Source organism: Microbulbifer sp. GL-2 (assembly GCF_007183175.1).
Taxonomy (GTDB): Bacteria; Pseudomonadota; Gammaproteobacteria; order Pseudomonadales; family Cellvibrionaceae; genus Microbulbifer.
The window spans coordinates 1,937,738-1,962,174 of the sequence record NZ_AP019807.1 but is presented as its reverse complement, the minus strand read 5'-3'; the positions used below and the strand labels follow the sequence as shown (position 1 = coordinate 1,962,174).

Genomic DNA, 24,437 nt, shown 5'->3' with positions numbered 1-24,437 from the left:
AAGAAATACCCCAAAATAAAACCCCGGCCTTTGCCGGGGTTTTTTATATCAGTCAGTTTTCTCAGCTCTCTTCCACAGGAAGAGCAACAGGCATTACATCCTTTTCCGACACCGGGACCTGGGTTATCCCCGCCATCAGGCCCGCCATACGCTCCAGCAGCTTGCGCGCCTGGGTTAACTGCCCCAGCTCTGCAAGCTCAATCGGGTCCTCCATTTTTAGCAGCAGGGCCTCGAAGTCTGAAAAAGTCTCCTCCAAGGCACTCACTTGATGGCGGTCGAGAAGTACTTCAGCCATGCCGCCACCACCGGTGGGAATCCAGTTAGACTGCAGGGTTGCCATAATCGCCAGCAGTGCCTGTTTGGAATCCGCAGCCCGCCCACTTTCGACATCACTCTCGGAGCCCTCGGGAAGACGTCGCAGCAATTGCTCATCAATTACCTTTGTATGCGCCGCGCGGATTTGCTGTAGCCTCGCAACTGGCCCCAAAGAGAGATATTCACGGGAGAGATTATTGGCAGAAGTTGGCCAGCGGCGCGCCAGGCCCGCCATATCCTCTTCCATCCCCTTTGCAATCAGGCGGGTCAATTCGCGACGGCGGTTCACCGCCAGAGCCTCTGGCTTCTCTCCATTACTATCAGAGACGAAATCTGCAGCCGTGCGCTCTCCCGTAGGCCCCCAAAGCATTATTTCCAGGGCATGGAAACCGGTACTCGCTTCCTCGTGGGCAGTGAGACGATGCTGCTTACGCAAATTGGCCAATGTCAGCTCGATAGCCGTATCGTTAACGATGCCGCTATCCGAATACCCTGGCACGGTATCCAGGTAACCGGCCTGGGCCGGCCAACTATCCAATGCCAGCAACAACTTGCGCCCCTGGCTGCGCAAATCCACCGGGGAAAAAGCCAGCTGGATATAGGGGAGTGTCGCCGCGAACTCCCGGTGGGCGTCCAGCCAGGAGAGCCTGGCCTCTTCCAGCTGGTCCTCACTCGGCTGCACCAATAGAGCCTCTACGGCTCGCTGCAAGGTTTCCACCGAAGCGTGGGTATGAAGAACCTGGGCTTGCCCAGCCTGCCAGATCGCCAGGGAGAGATCCGAAGCGGCCTTCTCATTGACCTGCTGTGGTGCCACATCCCGAATGGCTTTGGGCGGCTCTGCCGACTTCTTCTCGCAGCCAGATACAAAAGCCAGGCTGCAGAGCAACAGCGCTACAGCCAGTTGCCGAATGCTATATCCGTTCACTCAATTCCTCATTTTCCCATTGTCGCAAAGGTTCAGGCGGTGCGATTCAGCGACTCTAGCGCAAACTGATAACCGGCCAGCCACGCGCTTCCGCTTCTGCACGCAGACTTGCATCGGGATCAACTGCCACCGGATGTTCGACTTCGGCCAACAAGGGCAGGTCGTTGATGGAATCGCTATAAAACCATTTTTCCCTGCTTTCAAATTCAGGGTTATGCGCCAGCCATTGGCGCAGACGCAATACCTTGCCGGCCTGATAACAGGGCTCACCGACAACCCGCCCGGTGAATTGACCTCCCTGTTCTTCCGGCTCGGTTGCCAGCAGGGTATCGACTCCCAAGCGCGCGGCAATGGGCTCAACCACAAAGCGGTTGGTGGCGGTAATAATCATAATGTGGTGCCCTTTGCGACGGTGCTCGCCAATCAGCTCCTGCGCCGCCGGCAGCCACAACTCACTGACCACTTCCTGCATAAACTCGCTTTGTAGGTTTTCCAGCTGGCCGCGAGAAATCTGCGAGAGCGGCTCCAAGGCAAATTCCAGGTAGGCAAAAATATCCAGGTCGCCGCGCTGGTAATCCTGGTAAAAGCGGTCATTGGCCGAGCGGTAATGCTCACTGTCCACGTGCTCCCGATCCACCAGGAATTCACCCCAGGCGTGATCGCTGTCTCCGCCGATCAATGTATTGTCGAGATCAAATATTGCCAGCTGCACCACCAACTCCCCCGTAAACTATAGATTCCCTATGGGTATTTCACCGCCAAGGTTAGGCCGCCGTCATTACAACGACAGGCAATTTTACCCCGCACTCGCCAGCATCACACGGACTGCGTCACTGAATTGCTGTAAATCCACCTCTGTGGAACAATGCGGGACAAGTAAGTGCAGCGCACGGCAGCACACAACAGTATTGAGGACGGTATTTTGGGCGACGGCAAGCCGGCACAAGCCGGGAGAAGAAACCGCCGTAGGCCCGCCAAGCAATCAAATCGCACCGACAGCCCCGCGGTCAATAACCGCAACCGGGGCCCGAGTGGCGAAAACAGCAGCAATATAGACACCGAGGGCTTTCGCCCCAATGTCGGCATCATTGTGCTGAATGCCCGCGGTCAAGCGCTGTGGGCTAGGCGGGTAGGTGGCAAGGACGCCTGGCAGTTTCCCCAGGGAGGAATAAACCCGGGCGAAACCCCAGAACAGGCGCTATATAGGGAACTGTACGAAGAAGTAGGCCTCACTCGCGATCAAGTCAGCCTGATTGCCTGCACCCGAGGCTGGCTGCGATACCGCCTGCCACAGCGGCTGATTCGCCGGCGCTCCGAACCGCTGTGTATCGGACAAAAGCAAAAGTGGTATTTGCTCAAGTTGGAGGCGCAGGAGTCTTCCATCAGCTTTGACAATGGCTACAAACCCGAATTCGATCACTGGCGCTGGGTCAGTTACTGGCACCCACTGAGCAAGGTGGTCACCTTCAAGCGCGAAGTTTACCGGCGCGCTCTGACCGAGCTGGCACCACAACAGTTACAGCTGGAGAGACGCTGGCTGCGCGACAAGGGTGAATAACCCGGCATTCGCAACCCGTTTCATCCAGCATCCCCTGGCTCCAGGCTGGCCCTGGACCCATGAATTTCTCCGTTGACTGGCGAGGACAGGCCATTGCTCGGATCTCTGCGCAGTATCGTTCAGGAAGTTAACACCGCCAGGGACCTTCCCGCGGTGCTCCAAATCATTGTGCGACGTGTGCGCGAGGTGATGCACACCCGAGTCTGTTCTGTTTACCTGCGTGACAAGCAGTCCGGTAAGTATGTCCTGATGGCCACCGACGGCCTGCTTCCCAGTGCGGTGGGCCAAGTACACCTGGCACCCGGTGAGGGTCTGGTGGGCAACGTGGTAACCCGGGAAGAACCTATCAACCTGGAAAAAGCCGAAGCTCACCCCGCCTTCCAGTACTTCCCCTCTACCGGAGAGGAGCGTTTCAGTGCTTTTTTAGGCACCCCGATTATCCACCACCGCGTCGTGCTCGGCGTCTTGGTTGTCCAGCAGGAGGAGCAGCGCCGCTTCGATGAAGGTGAGGAGGCATTTCTGGTCACACTGTCTGCGCAGCTTGCAGGAGTGATTGCCCATGCGGAGGCTACCGGTACGCTGGCCACCATTCGCAGACAACGTCAGGAAACCCACTTCTCCGGTATCGCCGGCTCTCCAGGCGTTGCCATAGGCAGTGCCCACATTGTCACGCCCCAGGCAAACCTGGCCACGGTACCCTACTCCCTGTGCCTGGATATCGAAGATGAGCTGGCACTATTCCAGCAGGCACTCAGCACGGCCAGGGAAGAAATCCGTGAAGTTGGGGAAAGGTTAAAGGGCGACTTGAATCGCGAGGAGCGTGCGCTGTTCGATGCCTACATCAGTATGCTCGATGACAATTCCCTCGCAGTCGAAGTCTGCGACCGTATCCAGCAGCAGTTGAGTGCACCCAGAGCCTGGGCCGAGGTGATGCTGGAGCATGTGCGACGCTTTGAAGCCATGTCCGATTCCTATTTCCGCGACAGGGCTGCCGATGTGCGCGACCTGGGGTCCAGGGTCCTCGCGCACCTGCATCAGCGCCAGCAAAGCGAGCGCGACTACCCGGATAACACGATTCTCGTGGGTGAAGAACTGACCGCTGCTGTGCTGGCCGAGGTCCCGCGGGAGAAGTTGATTGGCGCAGTCTCCGTCAAAGGCTCATCCAATAGCCATGTGGCCATTATCGCCCGCGCCATGGGGCTGCCCGCCATCATGGGCGTACAGGACCTGCCCTACGAGACTATCGATGGTGTGGACATGGTAGTGGATGGCTATCGCGGCGATCTGCATATCCATCCCGGCGCCGAGCTCAAGCGCCGCTATGATGATATCGTCGAGGAAGAGCACCAGCTCGCGCGCAGCCTGGATCATATGGCCGGCCTGCCGGCGGAAACTGCCGATGGCCACCGGGTCTGCCTTCTTGTTAATACCGGGTTAATGGCCGATGTGGTGCGCTCCCTGGAGCGCGGTGCAGAGGGCGTGGGCCTGTTCCGTACCGAAGTCCCCTTCCTACTGCGCGACCGCTTTCCCTCTGAGGAGGAGCAGCGCGAGATCTACCGGGAACAACTGGAGGCCTTCGCGCCCATGCCAGTCACCATGCGCACTCTGGATGTGGGCGGTGACAAGGCGCTGACCTATTTTCCGATTGAGGAGACCAACCCCTTCCTCGGCTGGCGCGGTATCCGCGTCACCCTCGATCACCCGGAAATATTTCTTGCACAAGTGCGCGCCATGATGAAGGCCAGCCTAGGCCTGAACAACCTGCGCATCATGTTGCCCATGATCAGCGGGCTCAATGAGCTTGAAGCGGCGCGCAAGTTGATAGAGCGGGCCTACCGCGAGCTATTGGAAGAGGGGTATGAAATTGAAATGCCACCTGTCGGGGTTATGGTGGAAGTGCCCTCGGCGATCTACTTGATTCGCGAGCTAGCCGAGCGCGCAGACTTTATCTCAGTCGGCAGTAACGACCTGACCCAATACCTTCTGGCGGTAGACCGCAACAACACCCGCGTCGCCAATATCTACCATGCACTACATCCGGCGGTACTGAGAGCACTGCAGGAGATTGTCAGCATCGCCCACGCGGAGGGCACCAAGGTAGGTATCTGCGGGGAGCTGGCTGGCGAACCTGGCGGCGCCCTACTATTGGTAGCAATGGGCTACGACAGGCTATCGATGAACGCTACCAACCTGCCGAGGGTAAAGGCTACGCTGCGCGCTGTGCGCCAAGCGGATACCGAGCTACTCCTGCACCAGGTGCTTAAAATGGACTGTGCGGAGGAAATCGAGAAAACCGTAAATGCCTTTTTACACAGGATCGGCCTGAAAAACATCCTGCATCCAAGCGGCACTCATTAGCAGCTATTGAGACAAAAAAACCGCTGTTTTTGGCAGCGGTTTTTTATGTGCTCGTGAAGCGGCAGAACTTACTCCGCAGACTCCGCTCGATACGCTTCGGCATCCAGCATGTTGTCCAGTTCACTCACGTCGCTGGGCTTGATGCGGAAGAACCAGCCATCGTCATAAGGGGAGGAATTGACGGTTTCCGGCGCCTCTTCCAGTGCCTCATTCACCGCGATCACCTCACCGGAAATCGGGGAGTAAATATCACTGGCGGCTTTGACTGATTCAACCACGCCAGCCTCATCCCCTGCAGCCAGGGTGTTACCGACCTCCGGGGTCTCAACGTATACCACATCACCCAGGGCATCCTGGGCGTGGTCACTGATACCAATAGTCACAGTACCGTCCTCTTCCAGGCGTGCCCACTCGTGGCTGGAGAGGTATTTCAGTTCATTGCGGATTTCGCTCATGCTGTTATCCCTTGATTAAGCATCTGAATATATTGTCTTGCCAACGCGTACACCTGCGGGCGACGCTTAAATAACCGACTTGCCGTTGCGCACAAAACAGGGCTTAACCACCCTGACCGGCTGCAGCTTTTTGCGGATTTCCACCTCTGCGGTGTCACCGACACTGACTGGCACCCGTGCCAGTGCGATGGAATAGCCCAAAGTCGGCGAGAAGGTTCCGCTGGTAATGATACCGCGCTCTTCAGCACCGTCTACCGCCACCTGCTGACCCGCACGCAGTACGCCGCGCTCTTCCAATACCAGACCGACAAGCTTGTGCTTGACGCCCTGCGCCTTTTCATCTTCCAGGGTCGCACGGCCAATAAAGTTGCGCCCCTCCGGCTCCCAAGCAATAGTCCAGGCCATATTGGCTACCAATGGAGAAGTCTCTTCATCCATTTCATGGCCGTAGAGATTCATACCCGCCTCCAGGCGCAGAGTGTCGCGGGCTCCCAGGCCACATGGCGCCACACCAGCATCGGCGAGGGCGCGCCAAAAGCCACTGGCATCCTCTCCGGGAAGCATAATTTCCAGGCCATCTTCACCGGTATAGCCAGTGCGTGCCACAAACCATTCGCTACGAGCCACACTCTCAAATACTTTCAGCGCGTCGATCGCGGCAGTCCAGTCAATCCCCAGGACCTCCTTGGTCTTAGCAATGGCGTTGGGGCCCTGAATGGCGATCATTGCCAGGTGCGGGCGCTCGGTAAGGGTTACTTCGAAAGACTCAGCCTGCTTGTTCATCCAAGCCAGGTCTTTTTCGCGGGTCGCGCAATTCACCACTACACGGTAGCCGGGATCACGCAAATAGACGATCAGGTCGTCAATTACTCCGCCCTTATCATTGAGCATGCCGGTATAGAGGGCTTTACCAGGCTTGCCATCCAGCTTGGCCACATCGTTGGCCAGCAGGTAGCGCAGGTAATCGCGAGCGGCGGCACCATCGATATCCACTACAGTCATGTGGGAGACATCAAACATCCCCGCATCGGTGCGCACCTTATTGTGCTCATCCAGTTGGGAGCCGTAATGCAGCGGCATGTCCCATCCACCGAAATCCACCATTTTGCCGCCCATGGCGACATGTGTGTCATACAGAGGCGTTCTGTTTCCCATCTTAAATTCTCAGTCCGTCAGGTTCCGAAGCCGCGTATTCTAGCGGCTTGAGCACGAGCCTTGCCAGCAGACCATGCACTGCGACATATATGCTCAGCAAGCCTAGCAGCCACCGGGACTAAAACCTGTGCAGGTTGCCGGTGGCCGTCAAAGATTCCGCAGGCGCCACTGAAGGCAGATAAAGGTAACCTGAAGAGAGGGAAAATTAGTCGTCGGAGCCTTCACGCCCCTCACTGCTCTCTTCCGATTTCCGCTCTTCCTTGGCTGATTCATCTACCTTGAGGCCATATTTTTTCGAGCGCCAGCGCCAAAGACGTTTGGCCAGCTCCTGGCGGTCCGGGGTTTTATCGGCCTCATCGACGATTTCCTCTCCAAGCAGGGTCTCAAGGAGGTCCTCCAAAGTAATCACGCCCTCAAGACCACCATATTCATCCAATACCGCACTGATCTGTACACGTCGCGACAATATCTTCTGGAAGGCCTGATAGATCGTGGCAGTTTCCGGCAACATGAGCATTTCCCGGCGGAAATCCGCCAGTTTGCGCTCTCGCTCGCCCTTGGCATAAGCGAGTAACAAATCCTGCTTGAGTACAAAGCCCACGACACAATCGGGATCGCGATTTTCGTAAACTGGAATGCGGGAGAAGCGCCCCTTCTCAACCTCTTCGTAGGCTTCCACCAGCGTTGCATCCTGGGGCAGGGAGAAAACCACGGTACGAGGGGTCATCACCTCACGCACAGAATGGTCCCGCAGGGTGAAAAAGAGATTACGCAAAATATTCGACTCGCGCTGTTCCAGCTGCCCTTCGGCCTCACCGATCTCAGCCATAATGGCAAACTCATCACGGCTGAAGCCGGTCAGGGTCGGTCCATGGGAGAGGCCGCGGGTCAGCAGTTCAGACATTTTTACAAACGGGTAGAGAAGCCATACCAGGCCGCGCAACGCGTAGGCGGTAAATGGTGCCAACTGTCTCCAGTAAACCGCGCCCAGAGTTTTCGGAATGATCTCGGAAAAAACCAGGATCAACAGGGTCAGGATCGCCGAAGCTATGCCCAGGTACTGGCTTCCAAACACCGCCGCAGCCTGGGCACCGGCACCAGCCGCACCTGCGGTATGGGCAATGGTATTCAGAGTTAGAATTGCTGCAAGGGGAGCATTGATATTTCCCTTGAGCTTGCGCAGCAGCGGCCCAGCCCTGTGCCCCTCGCGCTCCAATAGCCGCACGTATGGTGTAGTTACACTGAGAATGACCGACTCGGCAATCGAACAGAGAAATGAAAAACCGAGGGCGATAAAAATATAGGTAATTAAGAGGAGCATATATCCCTGATTACAGCTGAGTTAGAGCTGAATTCTTGCGCACTGTCCGTGACACAACAAGCCTGCATTCGATCAAAATCCAAAAGAGTTGCCAGGCAGGTAAATAAAGTCTGAAAAAAGTCAGGTCTTATCAAGACCTCCCAAAGAGAGCAATCACGTTTTTCCTCTAAACAAGTTATGCTGATATTTTCCTTTGGGGTTTACGATCATGTGAGAATTATTCCCAAGATAAATATCAGGATTCTGACAATATTCAGGTTCCCCGCAAGGGACCTGTACCAAAGTCTTTCCGTTGAGGCTTTTACCCTGGAGAAAACTTCCGTCCCCCTCCCAGAACACAATACACCAGGGCAATTACCAGACCACTAAAGAATCCACCGATATGCGCCGCATTCGCAACTCCCACTCCGGTGAAAAAAGTCACTATGCCCAGGGCACATACTATTAACCAAGCCATGGCTACGGTCAGTAGACCAGAGGGAATATCACGCCATGCTGACTGGAAACGCTGCACCACCAGGGCGAATCCCACTAGGGCATAAACCACTCCGGACATGCCACCAAAAAGTACCCTCGGCTCCCATAAATACTGGGTTAGGTTGGATACAGCAGCTCCAATCAGTACCAGTGCTATATACATGAAGCTGCCACCCCGAGCCTCCAGTGGCCTTCCTAATATCCAGATACCCAGGGCATTGAATAAGGCATGAGGCAGGGAAAAGTGCACGATCGCCGGCGTAAGCAGGCGCCACCACTCCCCACTCTGCAGGTGCCAGGCGAGAGAGGAGTGCGCTAGTGTGTTGCCACTTTGGTCCGGGTAAATCAACAGGGCATTAGAAAAATTATTCGTCTGAAGGAACCATCCCAGAAAACACAGGGCAATCAACAAAAGGCTGATCGGCGTTTTATCCAGAGGGAAGCTGGGCAGTACTGATGCCCGCCTTCCTTTGTGCTCAGCCGATGTATTTTTATCAGGTTGCCCTGCCAACTCTGCTACAGAATCAATTGTTTCAGCCGCTGTCTCCAGGGCATCTCCCGGTTGTGTAGATTGTATCTGTACCTTATCGAGATCTATTTCACCAGCATCCCAGCGCTGCAGCAGGGGCTTAAGTATTTCCGCCAGGCTGGCATCGGGAGTCAGTAACTGCTGCCGGTTTTTTTCCTCGGCAATTCGCAATGGCAATTGATAGCGCTGGATAAAACGCACCAGTGCACTGAGATCCTTGGAAAGGGGAAACGCATAAACAACAATCCACTGACTCAATTCAATAAACCTTTTTTATTCGCTTGCCTGCTACACATCGTTCCAGCGGATTTTTAATCTGCACTCACTGGTTCTCAATGGAAAACCGGTAAATACCAGGCGATATAGTATCGGCAAGCCCTAACTACACCGCCATGGCCCGCAGGATGATACGTTTTTTTAACATGGGGCTGGCATCCACCATACTCAAGCCGGTGTTACGCAACCAGCGCCAGTGCAGGTCACCAGCACCAAACAGAGATTTAAATGCACTCATGGCTTTTAGGGTTGCGGCATTGTCGCCGCGACGGCGACGCTCATAGCGTGCCAACACCGAGGCGTGTGAGGGTTCTAAACCCCGTGACAAGGCGCGGTCAATTTCATCGCTAAGCACGCGCACATCCTGTAACCCCAGGTTCACCCCCTGTCCCGCCAGGGGATGAATACTGTGGGCAGCGTCCCCCACCAGGGCCGCACCGGGACCATGGTAGCGCTCCGCGTGCCGTGCCCTAAGGGGAAAAGAAAAGCGTTCACTGACTGATTCCACTTTGCCCAGCCGGCTCTCGAATGCCTTTTCCAGATTCAGGGCAAAAGCCTGGTCATCCAGCATCAGCAACTCACGAGCGAGAGGGTCATCCGCCGACCAGACCACCGCACAGTGATTATCGTCTCCCAGGCCAGCCAGTGGCAGAAACGCCAGCGGGCCACTTTGCAAGAAGCGCTGCCAAGCCGTATGGCGATGAGGCTTCTCACAGCGAGCCACGCAAACCAGGGCGGTCTGGTGATAATCGGTATCCCGGCAGCGGATGCGCAACAGGTCACGCACTTTGGAGCGGGCACCATCAGCACCAATCATTAGGCGTGTACGCACTATCTCGGCCTGTTCGCGCAACCCCTCCACTGCATTGAGCTGCTCGCCACGCGGCTGCAAATGCCAGAGTCCGCAATCGCGCCACCAGCTCTCAAGGCGAAAGCCATTGACCAGTTCCACATTCGGTAATGCTACGAGTCGTGTCCTCAGGGCGGCAACAATTACATTGTTTTCAACAATGTGGCCGAGGTTGGGCAGCTGTACATCGCGGCTGTTAAAGCTCACAGAACCAGTGCCTTCGGCATCCCAAACCCGCATCTCCACGTACGGACAAGCGCGGCGTGCGGAGATTTCCGCCCAGGCCCCCACTTCTTCGAGCAACTCCCGCGAAGCCTGGGTCAGTGCCACAACCCGCGGCTCATAGTCCTGCGACAGCTCAGGTGCAGTCTCTGACGAGGCCTCCAGCAGGGCCAGGCGCATTCCCGGATGGCGCACGGCCAGAAGTGCGGCCTGGGCCATGCCCACCATACCCGCACCAACAATGGCGAAATCCAAACGGTGTCTATTCATATTCAAGCCAATTCCGCTGTTGTGCCGCTGCAAGGGCACCATTAAAGCCCAAATCCCGCCGCCTGGCTGACAAACTCCGCGCGCAGTGGCGGTACCAGTGTAAGGCCGAGTAACCCCATTTGGCGCATAACCTGCTGAGTGGGGTTTGCTGAAGTAAACAATGCTGGTATGCGGTCACTAAAACCCACTGTCAACTGTTGATCGAAACTGCGCTTGCGACCATAGGTCCGCAGGCGCTCCAGCTGCACCCCTGAGCCCTGCTCAGGCTTCTCACCCACCAAGGCCTGCGCCAAGGCATAGCAATCGCGCAGTGTGAGGTTAAAACCCTGCCCAGCCACCGGGTGCAGGAAGTGCGCACAATTACCGACCAGGACCAAGTTGCGCCGCCACTGCTCTCGCGCCAGGGACAGGCTGAGGGGGTAGCCTTGCACAGCGCCCGCACGCATAAAACGGCCCGCCCGCCAGCCGAAATTTTTTTGCAGGCGCCGCAGACACTCATCCTCGGGCAGTTTACTTAGCGCTTGCGCCTCTCTATCCGGGCAGGCCCACACAAGGGCGGCGCGATGTAACCCCTCTCGTTGCGGCAATGGCAACAGGGCCATGGGCCCAGAAGCGGTAAAGCGTTCAAAGGCAACGCCTCCATGGTCTCGCTGAAGACCAACAGTAGTGACCAACGCCCTTTGTTGGTACTTTATCGTGTCGATTTCTATCCCCAACTGCCGGCACAGAGGTGATCCGACCCCGTCAGCAACAACCAATAAACCCGTGGTCAGTTCATTTTGCTGGCCCTGCTCATCAGCACTCCAGCTCAAATGCGCCCCGGCAACACCCATTCGTACCCTGCTCACCCTGGCTGGGGCCAATACCCGCACCTGGGTATCTGCTACAGCACGATGCAGGATAGGCCCCAACGCAGCATTCTCAATCACAGCCCCCAACATCCCCTCGAAGCTCGCTTGCTCCTGCTCACGCGCTGATAGGGATGCACCAAAGGAGTGACCGCGGTCACTCACCTGGATACATTGGATGGGGGCACAATATTCACGCAAAGCGGACCACAGACCCAACTGCTGGAACAGCTGTAAACTGCCGGCGGCGATAGCTGTGGCACGAGTGTCAAAGCTCGGCAGCCGTAGACTGGCCGAGGCATCTGGCAGTCCTCTCTGCTCCAACAGTGCGACACTGAGATGCGGACAGAAGTGCGCCAGCATCAGCGCCAGGCTGGCACCAGCCATTCCCCCACCGACGATGGCCACATCGAATTGTTGCGCAGCTTCAGTCATAAAACTCCCCCACAGGCTCCCAGGTCATCAATCAGCAAGCTGGGAGGCCGTAAACCCTTATTGTTTCTAGCGAGTCAATAAATCCCGCCCATGGCGCATAGCATATTCGATATCCTCTACAGACTTTGGCGCCGCCGCAGACAGGATTTCCACTCCCTCACCGGTGAGGGCCACATCGTCTTCAATACGAATACCCATGCCACGGAACTCCCCTGCGATACGTTCATCGTCCGCGGGGATATAGATACCGGGTTCGACCGTCATCACCATGCCTGGCTCCAATTGCCGCCAGGCACCGTGTACCCGGTAATCACCGACATCGTGTACATCCATCCCCAGCCAGTGACCAACTCGATGCATATAAAAGCGCTGGTAGGCGCCCGATTCGATCAGGTCCTGCACATCCCCATTTAACAGCCCCAGGTCCACCAGGCCCTGAGCGATCACCTCTACGCTAGCCGTATGGGGGTCATCCCAATGGTTTCCCACACGCACCCGCTCGACAGCTGCCAGCTGCGCAGCCAGGACAATTTCATACAGCGCTTTTTGTGCGCCACTAAAGCGTCCGTTGACCGGATAAGTTCTAGTAATATCTGCCACGTAACCACGGTATTCACAGCCCGCATCCACAAGTACCAGGTCACCGTCATTCATCTGTGCCTTGTTGCTGCAGTAGTGCATAACCAGGGCGTTGCGGCCACTGCCAACGATGGTTGGGTAAGCGGTCTCACGCGCACCGGCATCGACAAAAGTGTGTAAAAGCGCCGCCTCTAACTGGTATTCGTAAAGCCCCGGCTGGCAGCGAGCCATGGCGCGACAATGTGCGGCGGCACTGATATCCGCAGCACGGGTCATCAGGCCCAGCTCATTTGAACTTTTAAACAGGCGCAGTTCGCGCAGCTGGTAATCCAGATCCACTACCTCTGGAGCACCATTACTGCCCGGTGCCTCAGAAATATTTTGCAGATAGCAGCGGATACGCCGGTCGAGGTGGGCATAGCGCCCCATAGGAAAATAAATGCGCTCGCGACCATCCAGTAGTCCCGGCAAAATATCGTCGAGATCGCCAATCGGAAAAGCATCGGACAAACCGAAACGTTGCACTGCCCGCTCGGGACCGAGACGCGGCCCATCCCACATTTCTTTTTCCGCATCGCATTCGCGACAAAACAGAAGGGTTTCCCCCTGGGCACGCCCCGGAACCAGTACCAAAAGGGCTTCAGGTTCATCGAAACCGGTCAGGTAGAGAAAATCACTGTCCTGGCGGAAAGGGAAAAAAGTATCGCGTGATCGGGGCTGCTCACCAGCGGATGAGACTATCGCCAAGCTCCCCGGCGCCAGTTCATCCATCAGGCGAGTGCGACGAAGACTATATTCCGTCTTGCTGATCGCTGCGCTTTTTTTGTTACTGGACATCAGTGTACAGTGGGGCCTTCAGTGGACTGCTTGCCGCGTACTTCGGTAAAAATATTGAGAGCTGCTACACGCACATATTCCTGCAGCTCCAATAGCTGTTGTTCATTCTCCTCACTCTCCTCTACGTGATCGGCATCCACCTGCGAAATTGCACCGATATCTTTCAATGCCTCTTCACTGGTGGGCAGCAGCTTCTCTTCTTTTGCTTTACCGATACCAAATCCGTGCAGGAAGCCCTCACACCAGTGCCCCAATGCCAGGGTGCGTGCAACAATATCGTCATCGTCGCAAAGAACCAGCTGGAAGGAAAAGTCGCTACCATTCAACTGCTTTTGACTCTCCTCAGCTAATTGCAGAAAGTCCTTATTTAAATCTGCCGGTACCACCTCCAGGTCGAGTAACTCTGCCAGTTCGCGCTGCCAGCGTTTTTTGTCTGGCTCAGCGCCCGCCGCCAGTACACCACACGTAAATCCATGCAGTTCACTGGGGTCCGCCTGGCCACCTGCCGAGAGAATGGCGTTGGCGAGAAGCTCGAATCGATTAGTTTCTGATGTCATGGTTACCGTGCAATTTTTCTTGATCGTGAGTTAATTATTGCGCTGCAACAGCAGCGACAGGCAAAAGAACTTGTGTTTTCGGGACAAATTTGTGATTGCCCGCGCAGGTGGAGCGATTGACCCACCTTTTCGCCGGCAATATAGTAGCGGAATCCCTCGCAGTCTGTCGTGTTGCGAACCCAGACGTCGACCCCAAACGCAGGAAATATGGATAAGCTGCAAGCGTTAGAAAGCACTGTGGATTCACTGATCGCCCGCTGCCAACAGCTGGCTGATGACAACCGTGAACTGCGTCGGCAGGAAGCCGACTGGCTGCGCGAACGCCAGCGCCTGATAAAAAATAATGAGGCCGCCCGCTCGCGGGTCGAAGCCATGATCAATCGTCTCAAGGGGCTAACGCAAGATTCCTGATGGCTGACTCTGCACTAACATCCGAAACCGTCACCGTATCCATTCTCGGTAAAGAGTACCGCGTAGCCTGCGCCGACAGCGAGCGTGCAGGCCTGCAAGCATCCGCACGCCTCCTGCATGAGCGCATGGCGCGAATCCGTTCAACCGGCACAGTGATCGGCATTGAGCGAATCGCAGTCATGGCTGCACTGAATATTGCCCATGAACTGATTCAGGCCAAAGCGGAGTTGAGCAGTGTCCCCCTCCAACAGGAAATGCTCGACCGCCTCAAGGACAAAGTACAAAACGCACTGGGCGAAATAGACCCAGAGACGGAGCCGCAGTCATCGCAAGAATGAAGGCACGTCCATTCCCTACAAATTTCCAGTTAACAGCCCCCCTCCGTCCAAGTTATAATTAACTCATACCCTGGGGTGTTGGCCAGCAGACTATGTCCTTGAGCCGATAATCTTACCCCGGTGGTTTCCAGCGGGTGCTGGTGTGCAAGTCCGCCATGCAGCGGAAAGCCTTATGTACTCCGGAGACCGCCACCTTGAACCTTACGGTTCGAGGCGCCGTCTACAGCCACATACTCGGGGTTCCCATTTCTTTCCAGCCTTCCCCTTATCCATGAGCGAAAATAAAACGCAACTGCGCCGACGTATGCGCGCAGGGCGACGGGAACTCAGCGCTTACCAGCAGCGCCTGCATGGTCGCGCAGCTATTACCCTGTTAAGCCGGGTTCCACAGATGAAACGCGCCCGCCATATTGGTATTTACTGGCCAATGGATGGGGAGTTGGATATTCGCCAGTTATTACAACGCTACCCAGGGAAAGATTTTTACCTGCCAGTACTACCTGTAGAGCCACACCCACATTTGGGCTTTAAACGCTGGGGCGGTGAGCCGCTGCCATTCCGCAACCGTTTCCATATTCCTGAACCGGTGCGCAGTCCCAGTCGTTCAGCGCACCTGCTTGATCTGGTGCTGGTCCCCCTGGTCTCCTTTACTCCCAGTGGCTCCCGTTTGGGTATGGGCGCAGGTTTTTATGACCGCACGTTTGAGCACAAACAATTATTGCCGGGTACCGGCCCACAGCTAATTGGCGCCGCCCACCAGTTGCAATGCGTGAGGCAATTACCCACTGACAACTGGGATATACCATTGGACATGGTAGTGACAGAAAAGCGTATCTATCGATGCAACTAGTACGAGAGAGAAAACAAAAAAGGCCGAACACTTAGTGTTCGGCCTTTTTTGCTGTTTCGTGGGCAGAGCGCCCCCCGGCATCAGCCTAACGGGTAACCACTCCCTGTTGCAGAGCGGCCGGTGGCTCGGATTCCGAGGCAAATACCTCAGTCAAACCACTGGTGCTCAGCAGAACGCCCGCGACAAAGACAACCACAGCGATTGTCAGCGCATCGGCTTTCATTGGGACCATCCTGTACAATCAATTTTTTTGTTATGTGCGTTTCGCTCCGCATATGACCGAAGCCATAGCAAAAGTTCAACGACCAAAGAAGATACTGAAGAATCGGCGGAATAGTAACCGGTTGTTGGATATTTTATGTGTTTTTTGTCGCATTTTCACACAAGGGGGTTCGACAAAGCCGAAATTGCAGTCTACGCACCCAACAACTTCTGAGACGCTTTACTCAACTAATGATTTTCCCGGGCTCAGCTGCCCAGGAAAAAGCGGTAAGCGGGATTTTCAGTTTCCTCCCAATAGGGAAACTGCAGCCGCTCGAGCAAACCCGAAAGTTTTGCCCGAGCCCCTGGCTCAACCTGTAGCCCAACCAGGACCCTTCCATAGGCAGCACCGTGGTTGCGATAGTGGAACAGGGTAATGTTCCAGCGCCCGGCCAGGTGTTCGAGAAATTTCCGCAAAGCGCCGGGACGTTCGGGAAATTCAAAACGGTATACAACTTCATCATTCAGCCCTGGGACTCGCCCCCCCACCAGATGGCGAATATGTAATTTGGCCATCTCATTCTCAGTGAGATCGGTTACCTGATAACCGCGATCTTCCAGTTTATTAACTAATTGGTGCCGATCATCATCGGCAGTCACCTGCAAGCCGACAAAAATATGTGCTTCCTCATTACCGGCATATCGGTAATTGAACTCGGTGATGGCGCGGTCTCCCAAATCACGACAAAAGCGCAGATAGCTACCGGGGCTCTCGGGTATACGCACAGCGAGCACCGCCTCGCGCTTTTCGCCGATTTCAGTCCGCTCGCTGATATAGCGCAGACGATCAAAATTGATATTGGCTCCGCTACAAACAGTGGCGAGGGCTGAATTACGGCAATCACTCTGTTCAGCAAATTTTTTCAGCCCTGCCAGCCCCACAGCTCCGGCGGGTTCGGCAATGGATCGAGTATCTTCAAAAATGTCCTTGATTGCCGCGCAGATCTCATCGGTGCTCACAGTGATCACACCATCTACCGTTTCACTTAAAACCCGGAATGTTTCCTCACCAATTTGCGCCACAGCAACACCATCGGCAAACAGACCCACCTGAGGCAGGCGCACTCGATCTCCACTCTCCAGGGCGGCTTTCAAGCAGGCTGCATCTTCAGGTTCAACCGCATAGACTTTGGTTTCCGGTCGTACATATTTGATATAGGTGGCCATGCCTGCGGCCAGCCCACCCCCGCCAACAGGAATAAATACTGCCTCCAAATTACCTGAGTGCTGGCGCAACATTTCCATGGCCACTGTACCCTGGCCGGCAATCACATCGGGATCGTCATAGGGGTGCACAAAAACCAGATCGCGTTCATCAACCAACTTCCTGGCGCGCGCGGCGGCCTCATCGAAAGTGTCCCCGTGCAATATCACTTCCGCTCCACGCATACGCACCGCATTGACCTTGATCTGGGGTGTGGTCTTCGGCATCACTATCGTTGCGCGCACCCCCAACTGGGCTGCTCCCAGGGCCAATCCCTGTGCATGGTTCCCCGCCGAGGCAGCGATTACACCACGAGCACGTTGTTCAGCGGGCAGCTTTAGCAGTTTGTTGTAGGCACCACGTATCTTGAAAGAAAATACAGGTTGAAGGTCTTCCCGCTTGAGCAATATACGATTACCCAGCCGGTGGGAAAGCTGGCGCATCGGCTCTAATGGCGTTTCGATGGCGACATCGTAAATGCGCGCGTCTAAAATGCGCTTGATATAAGATTTGGGCATGGCGTGTTTCGGTTGCCGTTGCGGTAAATTTCTGTGCGCGACTCAGGGAAGCCTAGTAGCAGAAGCATTGGCAAAATACCCCCAACGCACGCAACACCGGCAGGCCAGTCTAATCCTTGCCCGACACAATTACCATCAAATAGGCTGTTTTGCGCTTTTTTTTATCGAAAGGTGAAAATAAAGTAGAAATAATTGCACAGGAAACTATCCAGAGTATGACCCAGGATGAACTGAAGCAGGCCACTGCTCGCGCCGCTATCGACTATATTTCCCCGCGCCTGGAGGCCGACTCCATCATCGGTGTAGGTACAGGTTCCACGGCCAATTTTTTTATCGACTATCTGGCCGAGATCAAGGGTAGGTTCGACGGTACGGTTGCCAGCTCCGAGGCCTCGGCACAAAGGCTCAAGTCCCACGGTATTCCGGTCTATGAGCTAAATAACGCCGATAGCATCCAGTTTTATGTAGATGGCGCCGATGAAGCCAACCCGGCACTGGAATTAATCAAAGGCGGCGGTGCAGCACTGACACGGGAGAAAATTGTCGCGGCCTGCTCTGACGAGTTCATCTGCATCGCCGATGAGAGCAAGTCGGTTAAGATATTGGGCGAATTCCCCCTACCGGTAGAGGTGATTCCCATGGCGCGCTCTCTGGTTGCTCGCGAGCTGGTCAAACTCGGGGGAGACCCTGTCTACCGGCAGGGCGTTATTACCGATAATGGCAATGCAATCCTCGATGTATACAATCTGAAAATCGAACAACCTATTGCGCTGGAAGAAGCGATCAACAATATCACCGGCGTGGTTACCAATGGCATCTTCGCCAAGCGGCCAGCGGATCTGTTATTACTCGGTACCAGCTCCGGGGTTAAAACCATCACCGCCTAACTATGCAGTCATACTATGCGACAAAATAATAAAAAGGGGATTCTGGTGGCGCTGATTAGCGCCGCGATCCTGGGCTCGGGCTGTTCTACCACCCCCCCCAGTAATCCCGACAATATCTGCTCCATTTTCCGCGAGAAAAAAGGCTGGTATGGCGAGGCCAAGGCCGCTGAAAAAGAGTGGGGTTCACCTGTAGCAGTGATGATGGCCATCCTTCATCAGGAGTCCCGTTTTGTGCATGACGCGCGCCCACCGCGCAGCAAAATACTGGGCTTTATTCCCGGACCGCGCCCCTCAGATGCCTTTGGTTATGCCCAGGCGCTGGGGAGCACCTGGCGCGGTTATCAACGCTCTACTTTTAGCTACGGTGCGGATCGGGATGATTTTGGCGACGCAATCGACTTTGTCGGTTGGTACAACAACACCAGTGCACGTCGATGCCAAATCCAGTCCAGGGATAGTTATCACCTGTATCTGGCCTACCATGAGGGCCATGGCGGCTTTAACCGGCGCACCTTTAGAAACAAGGCCTGGCTTAAAAAAGTCTCACACAAAGTATCCGCGCGTGCGAAACACTACCAGCAACAGCTCAACAGCTGCGAACAGTCCCTGAAGAAGCGCAAGAAATTTCTCGGCCTTTTTTAGGCCCTGCGCATCGATATCAAAAATTCGCGCGAGTGGCGGGGAAAGGCGCCACGTCCGCGCCGAAACTGGCTACCCTGAAACTAATGTCCCAAAGCTGAATGCTCTGGTGCCTGTAAGCTCCCACTAGGTTCCATTGCATAACGCTTTTGCCCTAACGTGACGCTGGGTGCTCCCTCAGAGAAGCAAAAGCGTCCACAGACTTTCTGGAGTGCCCGATGAAGCCCTTTACCAAATTCCTCACCCTGTTCACCCTGCTGCTCACTATGCCCTTCGCCACCGCGCAACCCGCATCGCCCCAAGCCAATGCCCCCAAGGCCAGTGCTCCTAAAGCGTCCTTTAGTGAGCCCCAGCTCAAGCAGTTTGCCGATGCCTACCGCTCTATTGTGATGCTGAGCCGGGAATATGCCCCAAAGCTCAAGGCCGCCGCTGATATTAAGGAGGCTGAGGCCCTAAACAAAGAGGCCCAAGGCAAGATGATTGCGGCAATAGAGAAAACGGGATTATCCAAAACCAAGTACCAGGAAATAGCCACCAGCATCAAGTCCAACCCGGCACTTCTGGAGAAGGTCAACAAAATACTCCAGCAGACACACACCAAGCCGCAGTAAAGGCGACTGAGCGGTACACCCAATCGGTGCGCCGCTCTAATCCAGGGTAATTTCCAGTACCTGACAAATAGCTGGTAAATTACTTCTTACCCAGGTGCGGTCGAAAGAACCCCAATCGCGCAACAGGTAATAACCATCGTTGTGGCGTACTCCTTCCTGAACAAATTCCACCAGAGTGCCATGCCCAGGCAACCCCTTGGCAATAATGTCCTGTACTGTGCGCCGCGGCCAGCCAGTCGCCTCTTCCAACGCAGGATTATTTGGACGGGGAGTCTGTTCAATTAAATAGGCGATCAACATGCGCCGACAGATTGTCGGGTTCAGCTGGCTTTCAACGGATGCGGACGGCATTTGGCCACTCCTTCATTGGCATGTCACTTTATTGTTAATCCCTATGACTCTCAGGTCTAGTAGTTAGGCCGCCTCTTTTACTCACCTCTGGAGCTGCTTGCTAAAGTAGTTCTCCGTGCGGCTCGTCGAGCAAATGTTACTCCAGCGGCGTGAAAAAATGTGGATAAATGCAAAATAACCAATAAAAACATATACTTATATACAAAACCCATTTGAAAAAGATAAGCTTTTCACTCTCTGCGGGCTGTATTATTGATCGATACAGGCCTCCCAGCTTGCCCCTTTGTTACTCCCACTCCCTATAAACCTGACATTCCCGTGCGCTTTGCGCATAATCCATGCTGCACTTGAGAATGACACGCAGCTTACAAAATAATGTTGAGGGCTGAGAGAGTGGAAAGCGAGACCCCTAAACTCCGCGAGGACCCAGGTATACCCGCTACGGTAGTGCGCGCCCAACTGGTTGGCGCTCATACAGCGGGGCTGGATTGCCTGCAAATACTGCGCGACAGCGATATAGAGCCCGCCCTGCTTGAGGACCCCGACAGCCGGATCGGCCGCGATCAGATGGCTAACCTGCTGCGCCGGGAATGGGACCTGCTAAACGATGAATCTGGTGGTTTCCTGGCGCGCCCCTGGCTGCCCGGCACTTTCGCCATGATGGGCCATGCCTGTATCAGCTGTCCCAATTTGCGCCGTGCACTGCTACGCTCAGGGCGTTTTATCAGCATGGTCAGCGACGATCTACATATCAAACTGGTGGAAGATGGCGAAGAAGCCCGCTTGATAATCCATCACAGCAATGACAAGAAACTACCCAACCAGATTTTTGTGGAATCAATAGCCGTCATCTGGCTGCGTTTTTTCAGTTGGTTGATCGATCGCACCATACTGCTGGAGCGTGTGCTGCTGGCCTTCCCGCAGCCGGATTACAATGAAGATTACAACGAAATGTTCCCGTGTCGGCACTACTTCAACCAAGCGGAAACCTGCCTGGTATTCAGCACCCGCTATTTGCAAATGCCGCTCGTACGCGATGAACAGCAACTGGCAGAGTTCCTGTCCCGCGCACCCGAGTGCCTGCTCACCCAATACAAGTCCGATCACAGTTTCACCGGTCGAATAAGGCGCATGCTGCAACAGCAAAACAGTATCGAAAACCTGTCTCTCGACGATGTCGCCGCACGCCTGTACACGTCTCCGCAGACATTGCGCCGCAGGCTCAAGGAGGAGGGCAATAGCTGGCAGGACATCAAGGACTCTGTGCGCCGCGATATGGCCGTATTCCAGCTTAAGCAGCAGGAGACGGCAGTGGCAGAGATTGCTGAGAGACTTGGCTTTTCTGAGCCCAGCGCCTTTAACCGCGCCTTTAAGAAGTGGACGGGGCTCGCTCCCGGCGCCTATCGGGAAAAATTCCGTAATGATTGAAGCAATTTACCTAGGTTGAAGGCAATTTCCCTCACAGAGAATTTAGGCAATTAAATTGATAAAAAGCCCCGCTAATTTTGCGGGGCTTTTTATTGCCTCTTTATTCACATGGCTTCTGCTAGCAATTTTCTATCATTGAAAATTCACTACTCTCACACTGATACGCTCATTGTCCATTTGCCTCTGCTCTTTCTTCTCGGCTTCACCCTCAGGAACTTCCTTGGCCGACCCCATACCGGTAGCAGTGATCCGGTTGGCCGCAATTCCCTTCTGCAAAAGAATTTCCCGCACTGCATCTGCACGCTCCTGGGAAACTTCCTGCTCCTCAATTTCATTGCCCTCCCCTTTTACATGTCCCTCAATGGCAATACTCAGGTTGGGGTGTTCCTGCATGATCTTCGCTAGTGCCACAATATCAGGGGCAGAGGGATTGAGGATCTTGGCACTACTCCCTTCAAAATTGATCCTAAGGGGAAATTCCCGATCCGGTTGGCGAGCAAAACTCTTGAGGTAATCGCGCAAATTACTGGCGAAATCATCTGGCCCCAGTTTCGCTTGGGCATTGCCATCTGTCAGGTCCCCAACTGGTTCAGAGGGAGACTCCATAAAAGCCTGCTCCTGAGTGGTCAAAGAGGGGCGGTTTTCAGGCGCCTCCTCCCTTCCTTTGTCCATACACATATTCAGTGCATAAAGCGCTACCAACACCAGTAGCAGCGGAAAAAACCAGCTACTGAAACTGACTGGCTTGCGCTTCTCACCATTTCCATGCAGGGCTTCAGGGCGCGGCTCCTGTGGTTTGGCATGACCATGGGTAACCAGCGATGCACCCAGCTGATCAAAGCCGGGTACATTGAGAGCTTTAAGCAGGTCATCGGGAATTTTATCCTGTAGAAATTCACGCTGACCGATCAGGAGTGATGCCAGGTCGGAGACATCCATCTTTTGCGCTTTTACCTGGCCACTTAACAGGGAGGTAATAATCGGCAGAGCCAACTTGAGCAAACGGCTGCCATCGCCGCCTGATAATGCTGTAGAGGCAAGTTTTATCACCTCTTCAACACGGGTGCCAAAAACCTTTTGCAGCATGCCCGCGCCAGATTGCAAAATACTGTCGAGCTTGTCTTTATCTGAGAAGCTTTCTGTTACCGTTGAGAGGTCCAATGCCTCATTATCGGTAACCATATTGAATAAATACCCCATGCCAGTTTTACTGCTGGCTTTATTCAGCATCCCGGCCAGGGAATAAGCGAGGCCGGTATCCAGTGCCTTCTGGCCCTGCTCTGCGGGAATATCGAGCACCGAGGCCAGTGCGCCAATGCCCGAGGTACCCAGCTGGCTCGCCGCCAGTGCCAGTAGATTTTCCGACATAGCCAAACCTCACTGTCAGTAATCTCACGGTCGACCGCTAGCCTTCTTCAGTCCCAGCAAATGAAAAACACTACACAGTTCAACTGCTTATTCAGTATTTGCTGAGTCTGTGACAAACCTGCGTCGCCGGGAATTTTCTAACCACACTGAAAACTTACCCGCCAATATCTATTGGCAAGCAATAAAAAATAATGCGCCTTATTTGAGTGTATGGCAGCCCGCTCACCGGGTTAGTTTGATTTGGAATAATCGATTAAAAATATCTTCCCACACCTAATTATCACAGCAGACATCCACGTCACCGCCCCTGGCGTCTTTCATCATTGCGCCTGCGTCGCACACCACTATGGTTATACCCGCAACCAAAAATAAAGAGGCCAAGACCGTGCCCACAGAAGCCTATATCTACGATTCAATCCGCACTCCTCGCGGGAAAGGAAAATCCAGCGGAGCCCTGCACGAAGTCAAACCCATCACCCTGCTCTCAGGCTTGCTGCGGGAATTGCAGGGCCGCAATCAGCTGGACACCTCAAAAGTCGATGACATTGTCATGGGCTGTGTCACCGCAATTGGCGATCAGGGTGCGGATATCGCCAAGGTGGCCGCCCTGGCTGCGAACTGGAACCAGGATATCGGCGGCGTCACCTTGAACCGCTTCTGCGCCTCCGGGGCCGAATCTGTCAACCTGGCTGCAGCCAAGGTGCGATCGGGCTGGGAGCATCTGGTAGTCGCCGGTGGCGTGGAATCCATGTCGCGGGTGCCTATGGGCAGTGACGGTGGCGCCTGGGCCATGGACCCTCAAACCGCCATCGACACAGGCTTTGCACCCCAAGGTATCGGTGCGGACCTGATCGCCACCCTCGGCAGCTTTTCCCGGGAAGACGTCGATAAGTTTGCCCTCGAGTCCCAGCGCAAGGCTGCCGCGGCCTGGAAACGGCAAGCTTTTGCCAAGTCGATTATTCCGGTACGAGATCAAAACGGCCTGTTGATCCTGGATTATGACCAGCTTGTACGCCCGGATACCTCCCTGGAGGGACTGGCTAACCTGAATCCTTCCTTTGCCGGTATGGGAGACCTGTGTTTCGACAGCATCGCCATCTCCCGCTATCCACAGGTGGAAGCCATTGAGCATGTGCATACCGCCGGCAACTCCTCAGGGATCGTTGATGGTGCCGCAGCAATCCTTATAGGCAGTGAACAGGCCGGGCGGGACCTGGGCCTCAGCCCTCGCGCGCGTATTGTTTCCGCCGCGGTGGTTGGCAGCGAGCCTACCATCATGCTGACCGGGCCAGCACCTGCCACCCACAAGGCGCTCAAAGCCGCCGGCTTAACCGCACAGGATATCGATCTGTATGAAGTAAATGAGGCCTTCGCCGCAGTGGTATTGCGCTTCCAACACGAGCTGGATATCGACCCGCAGAAACTCAACGTCAATGGCGGCTCCATCGCCATGGGCCACCCATTGGGTGCCACCGGTGCGATGTTGATCGGCACTGTACTGGATGAGCTGGAACAGCGGCAACAGCGCTACGGCCTTGTCACCCTATGTGTGGGTGGCGGCATGGGCGTGGCAACCATAATTGAGCGGGTGTAAGGGGAGAAAA

At 55.0% G+C, this 24,437-nt stretch carries 24 protein-coding genes and 1 other RNA gene; 11 read left to right on the top strand and 14 right to left on the bottom strand.

Going from position 1 to position 24,437, the window contains the following annotated elements; all coding sequences use genetic code 11:
• Positions 1 to 61 precede the first annotated feature (61 nt).
• Positions 62 to 1,240, bottom strand: coding sequence for an imelysin family protein (locus GL2_RS08625; RefSeq protein ID WP_232053798.1), 1,179 nt, complete (start codon positions 1,238 to 1,240; stop codon positions 62 to 64).
• Between the two features lie 55 nt (positions 1,241 to 1,295).
• Positions 1,296 to 1,952, bottom strand: a complete 657-nt coding sequence (locus GL2_RS08620; RefSeq protein ID WP_143730270.1) for an HAD family phosphatase — start codon at positions 1,950 to 1,952, stop codon at positions 1,296 to 1,298.
• 339 nt (positions 1,953 to 2,291) lie between these two features.
• Between GL2_RS08620 and GL2_RS08615 the strand changes: the two genes are divergently transcribed.
• Together GL2_RS08615 and ptsP are read left to right on the top strand one after the other, a co-directional pair.
• On the top strand, positions 2,292 to 2,798 hold the full coding sequence (locus GL2_RS08615) for an RNA pyrophosphohydrolase (protein WP_197736566.1): 507 nt from the start codon (positions 2,292 to 2,294) through the stop codon (positions 2,796 to 2,798).
• 93 nt (positions 2,799 to 2,891) lie between these two features.
• Positions 2,892 to 5,156 carry a phosphoenolpyruvate--protein phosphotransferase gene (ptsP, locus tag GL2_RS08610; protein WP_143730268.1) on the top strand — a complete coding sequence of 755 codons (2,265 nt, stop codon included), beginning with the start codon at positions 2,892 to 2,894 and terminating at the stop codon, positions 5,154 to 5,156.
• A 68-nt stretch (positions 5,157 to 5,224) separates the two neighbouring features.
• Here ptsP and gcvH read toward each other — a convergent pair whose 3' ends face one another.
• The 8 genes from gcvH to GL2_RS08570 all read right to left on the bottom strand — a co-directional run bounded on the left by gcvH (position 5,225) and on the right by GL2_RS08570 (position 13,967).
• On the bottom strand, positions 5,225 to 5,611 hold the full coding sequence (gcvH, locus tag GL2_RS08605; RefSeq protein WP_143730267.1) for a glycine cleavage system protein GcvH: 387 nt from the start codon (positions 5,609 to 5,611) through the stop codon (positions 5,225 to 5,227).
• Between the two features lie 66 nt (positions 5,612 to 5,677).
• Positions 5,678 to 6,766: a glycine cleavage system aminomethyltransferase GcvT gene (gene gcvT / locus GL2_RS08600; RefSeq protein ID WP_143730266.1), complete on the bottom strand. Its 1,089-nt coding sequence runs from the start codon at positions 6,764 to 6,766 to the stop codon at positions 5,678 to 5,680.
• A 205-nt stretch (positions 6,767 to 6,971) separates the two neighbouring features.
• Positions 6,972 to 8,087 carry a CNNM domain-containing protein gene (locus GL2_RS08595; protein ID WP_143730265.1) on the bottom strand — a complete coding sequence of 372 codons (1,116 nt, stop codon included), beginning with the start codon at positions 8,085 to 8,087 and terminating at the stop codon, positions 6,972 to 6,974.
• Positions 8,088 to 8,388: 301 nt separating this feature from the next.
• Entirely contained in the window at positions 8,389 to 9,351 is a 963-nt protein-coding gene (locus GL2_RS08590; protein WP_143730264.1) for a rhomboid family intramembrane serine protease, read from the bottom strand.
• A gap of 124 nt (positions 9,352 to 9,475) precedes the next feature.
• Positions 9,476 to 10,711 carry a UbiH/UbiF/VisC/COQ6 family ubiquinone biosynthesis hydroxylase gene (locus GL2_RS08585; protein ID WP_143730263.1) on the bottom strand — a complete coding sequence of 412 codons (1,236 nt, stop codon included), beginning with the start codon at positions 10,709 to 10,711 and terminating at the stop codon, positions 9,476 to 9,478.
• Between the two features lie 41 nt (positions 10,712 to 10,752).
• Positions 10,753 to 11,994, bottom strand: a complete 1,242-nt coding sequence (locus GL2_RS08580; RefSeq protein ID WP_143730262.1) for an FAD-dependent monooxygenase — start codon at positions 11,992 to 11,994, stop codon at positions 10,753 to 10,755.
• Between the two features lie 66 nt (positions 11,995 to 12,060).
• Positions 12,061 to 13,410, bottom strand: coding sequence for a Xaa-Pro aminopeptidase (gene pepP / locus GL2_RS08575; protein ID WP_143730261.1), 1,350 nt, complete (start codon positions 13,408 to 13,410; stop codon positions 12,061 to 12,063).
• Positions 13,410 to 13,967 (bottom strand): UPF0149 family protein, encoded by a 558-nt coding sequence (locus GL2_RS08570; RefSeq protein WP_143730260.1) that lies wholly within the window; start codon positions 13,965 to 13,967, stop codon positions 13,410 to 13,412. The genes pepP and GL2_RS08570 overlap by 1 nt, the downstream gene beginning before the upstream one ends.
• Before the next feature lie 207 nt (positions 13,968 to 14,174).
• On the opposite strand from GL2_RS08570, the gene GL2_RS08565 reads away from it, so the two are divergent.
• The 4 genes from GL2_RS08565 (at position 14,175) to GL2_RS08550 (ending at position 15,566) form a co-directional block, all read left to right on the top strand.
• Positions 14,175 to 14,378, top strand: coding sequence for a TIGR02449 family protein (locus tag GL2_RS08565; RefSeq protein ID WP_143730259.1), 204 nt, complete (start codon positions 14,175 to 14,177; stop codon positions 14,376 to 14,378).
• The gene (locus tag GL2_RS08560; protein ID WP_143730258.1) at positions 14,378 to 14,716 is read left to right on the top strand and encodes a cell division protein ZapA; all 339 of its coding nucleotides are present in this window, start codon (positions 14,378 to 14,380) and stop codon (positions 14,714 to 14,716) included. Before GL2_RS08565 ends, GL2_RS08560 begins: the two co-directional genes overlap by 1 nt.
• A gap of 64 nt (positions 14,717 to 14,780) precedes the next feature.
• Positions 14,781 to 14,961, top strand: a non-coding RNA gene (gene ssrS / locus GL2_RS08555) — 6S RNA.
• Positions 14,962 to 14,987: 26 nt separating this feature from the next.
• Positions 14,988 to 15,566, top strand: a complete 579-nt coding sequence (locus GL2_RS08550; protein ID WP_143730257.1) for a 5-formyltetrahydrofolate cyclo-ligase — start codon at positions 14,988 to 14,990, stop codon at positions 15,564 to 15,566.
• Positions 15,567 to 15,651: 85 nt separating this feature from the next.
• Here GL2_RS08550 and GL2_RS21460 read toward each other — a convergent pair whose 3' ends face one another.
• Together GL2_RS21460 and ilvA are read right to left on the bottom strand one after the other, a co-directional pair.
• On the bottom strand, positions 15,652 to 15,789 hold the full coding sequence (locus GL2_RS21460; RefSeq protein WP_157533578.1) for a hypothetical protein: 138 nt from the start codon (positions 15,787 to 15,789) through the stop codon (positions 15,652 to 15,654).
• Positions 15,790 to 16,034: 245 nt separating this feature from the next.
• Positions 16,035 to 17,549 carry a threonine ammonia-lyase, biosynthetic gene (gene ilvA, locus GL2_RS08545; RefSeq protein ID WP_143730256.1) on the bottom strand — a complete coding sequence of 505 codons (1,515 nt, stop codon included), beginning with the start codon at positions 17,547 to 17,549 and terminating at the stop codon, positions 16,035 to 16,037.
• Between the two features lie 215 nt (positions 17,550 to 17,764).
• Between ilvA and rpiA the strand changes: the two genes are divergently transcribed.
• The 3 genes from rpiA to GL2_RS08530 all read left to right on the top strand — a co-directional run bounded on the left by rpiA (position 17,765) and on the right by GL2_RS08530 (position 19,686).
• Positions 17,765 to 18,436, top strand: coding sequence for a ribose-5-phosphate isomerase RpiA (gene rpiA, locus GL2_RS08540; protein ID WP_143730255.1), 672 nt, complete (start codon positions 17,765 to 17,767; stop codon positions 18,434 to 18,436).
• A 15-nt stretch (positions 18,437 to 18,451) separates the two neighbouring features.
• Positions 18,452 to 19,078: a hypothetical protein gene (locus GL2_RS08535; RefSeq protein WP_143730254.1), complete on the top strand. Its 627-nt coding sequence runs from the start codon at positions 18,452 to 18,454 to the stop codon at positions 19,076 to 19,078.
• A 215-nt stretch (positions 19,079 to 19,293) separates the two neighbouring features.
• Positions 19,294 to 19,686: a DUF4168 domain-containing protein gene (locus tag GL2_RS08530; protein ID WP_143730253.1), complete on the top strand. Its 393-nt coding sequence runs from the start codon at positions 19,294 to 19,296 to the stop codon at positions 19,684 to 19,686.
• 36 nt (positions 19,687 to 19,722) lie between these two features.
• Here GL2_RS08530 and GL2_RS08525 read toward each other — a convergent pair whose 3' ends face one another.
• Positions 19,723 to 20,037, bottom strand: coding sequence for a helix-turn-helix domain-containing protein (locus GL2_RS08525; RefSeq protein ID WP_143730252.1), 315 nt, complete (start codon positions 20,035 to 20,037; stop codon positions 19,723 to 19,725).
• A gap of 393 nt (positions 20,038 to 20,430) precedes the next feature.
• Here GL2_RS08525 and GL2_RS08520 point away from each other — a divergent pair, with 393 nt between their 5' ends.
• A complete protein-coding gene (locus GL2_RS08520) occupies positions 20,431 to 21,465 on the top strand; it encodes an AraC family transcriptional regulator (RefSeq protein ID WP_232053797.1) in 1,035 nt (344 codons plus the stop codon).
• A gap of 132 nt (positions 21,466 to 21,597) precedes the next feature.
• Here the strand turns inward: GL2_RS08520 and GL2_RS08515 are convergent, their stop codons facing one another.
• Entirely contained in the window at positions 21,598 to 22,833 is a 1,236-nt protein-coding gene (locus GL2_RS08515; RefSeq protein ID WP_143730250.1) for an OmpA family protein, read from the bottom strand.
• A gap of 385 nt (positions 22,834 to 23,218) precedes the next feature.
• Between GL2_RS08515 and GL2_RS08510 the strand changes: the two genes are divergently transcribed.
• Positions 23,219 to 24,427, top strand: a complete 1,209-nt coding sequence (locus GL2_RS08510) for an acetyl-CoA C-acetyltransferase (protein ID WP_143732836.1) — start codon at positions 23,219 to 23,221, stop codon at positions 24,425 to 24,427.
• The last annotated feature ends 10 nt before the right edge of the window (positions 24,428 to 24,437 follow it).

Coding starts and splice junctions, on each gene's coding strand:
- GL2_RS08515 (WP_143730250.1), bottom strand. CDS start 22,833: ATGTCGGAAAATCTACTGGCACTGGCGGCGAGCCAGCTGGGTACCTCG.
- GL2_RS08580 (WP_143730262.1), bottom strand. CDS start 11,994: ATGACTGAAGCTGCGCAACAATTCGATGTGGCCATCGTCGGTGGGGGA.
- gcvH (WP_143730267.1), bottom strand. CDS start 5,611: ATGAGCGAAATCCGCAATGAACTGAAATACCTCTCCAGCCACGAGTGG.
- GL2_RS08550 (WP_143730257.1), top strand. CDS start 14,988: ATGAGCGAAAATAAAACGCAACTGCGCCGACGTATGCGCGCAGGGCGA.
- GL2_RS08565 (WP_143730259.1), top strand. CDS start 14,175: ATGGATAAGCTGCAAGCGTTAGAAAGCACTGTGGATTCACTGATCGCC.
- GL2_RS08560 (WP_143730258.1), top strand. CDS start 14,378: ATGGCTGACTCTGCACTAACATCCGAAACCGTCACCGTATCCATTCTC.
- GL2_RS08525 (WP_143730252.1), bottom strand. CDS start 20,037: ATGCCGTCCGCATCCGTTGAAAGCCAGCTGAACCCGACAATCTGTCGG.
- GL2_RS21460 (WP_157533578.1), bottom strand. CDS start 15,789: ATGAAAGCCGATGCGCTGACAATCGCTGTGGTTGTCTTTGTCGCGGGC.
- GL2_RS08595 (WP_143730265.1), bottom strand. CDS start 8,087: ATGCTCCTCTTAATTACCTATATTTTTATCGCCCTCGGTTTTTCATTT.
- GL2_RS08535 (WP_143730254.1), top strand. CDS start 18,452: ATGCGACAAAATAATAAAAAGGGGATTCTGGTGGCGCTGATTAGCGCC.
- ilvA (WP_143730256.1), bottom strand. CDS start 17,549: ATGCCCAAATCTTATATCAAGCGCATTTTAGACGCGCGCATTTACGAT.
- rpiA (WP_143730255.1), top strand. CDS start 17,765: ATGACCCAGGATGAACTGAAGCAGGCCACTGCTCGCGCCGCTATCGAC.
- pepP (WP_143730261.1), bottom strand. CDS start 13,410: ATGTCCAGTAACAAAAAAAGCGCAGCGATCAGCAAGACGGAATATAGT.
- GL2_RS08585 (WP_143730263.1), bottom strand. CDS start 10,711: ATGAATAGACACCGTTTGGATTTCGCCATTGTTGGTGCGGGTATGGTG.
- GL2_RS08570 (WP_143730260.1), bottom strand. CDS start 13,967: ATGACATCAGAAACTAATCGATTCGAGCTTCTCGCCAACGCCATTCTC.
- gcvT (WP_143730266.1), bottom strand. CDS start 6,766: ATGGGAAACAGAACGCCTCTGTATGACACACATGTCGCCATGGGCGGC.
- GL2_RS08530 (WP_143730253.1), top strand. CDS start 19,294: ATGAAGCCCTTTACCAAATTCCTCACCCTGTTCACCCTGCTGCTCACT.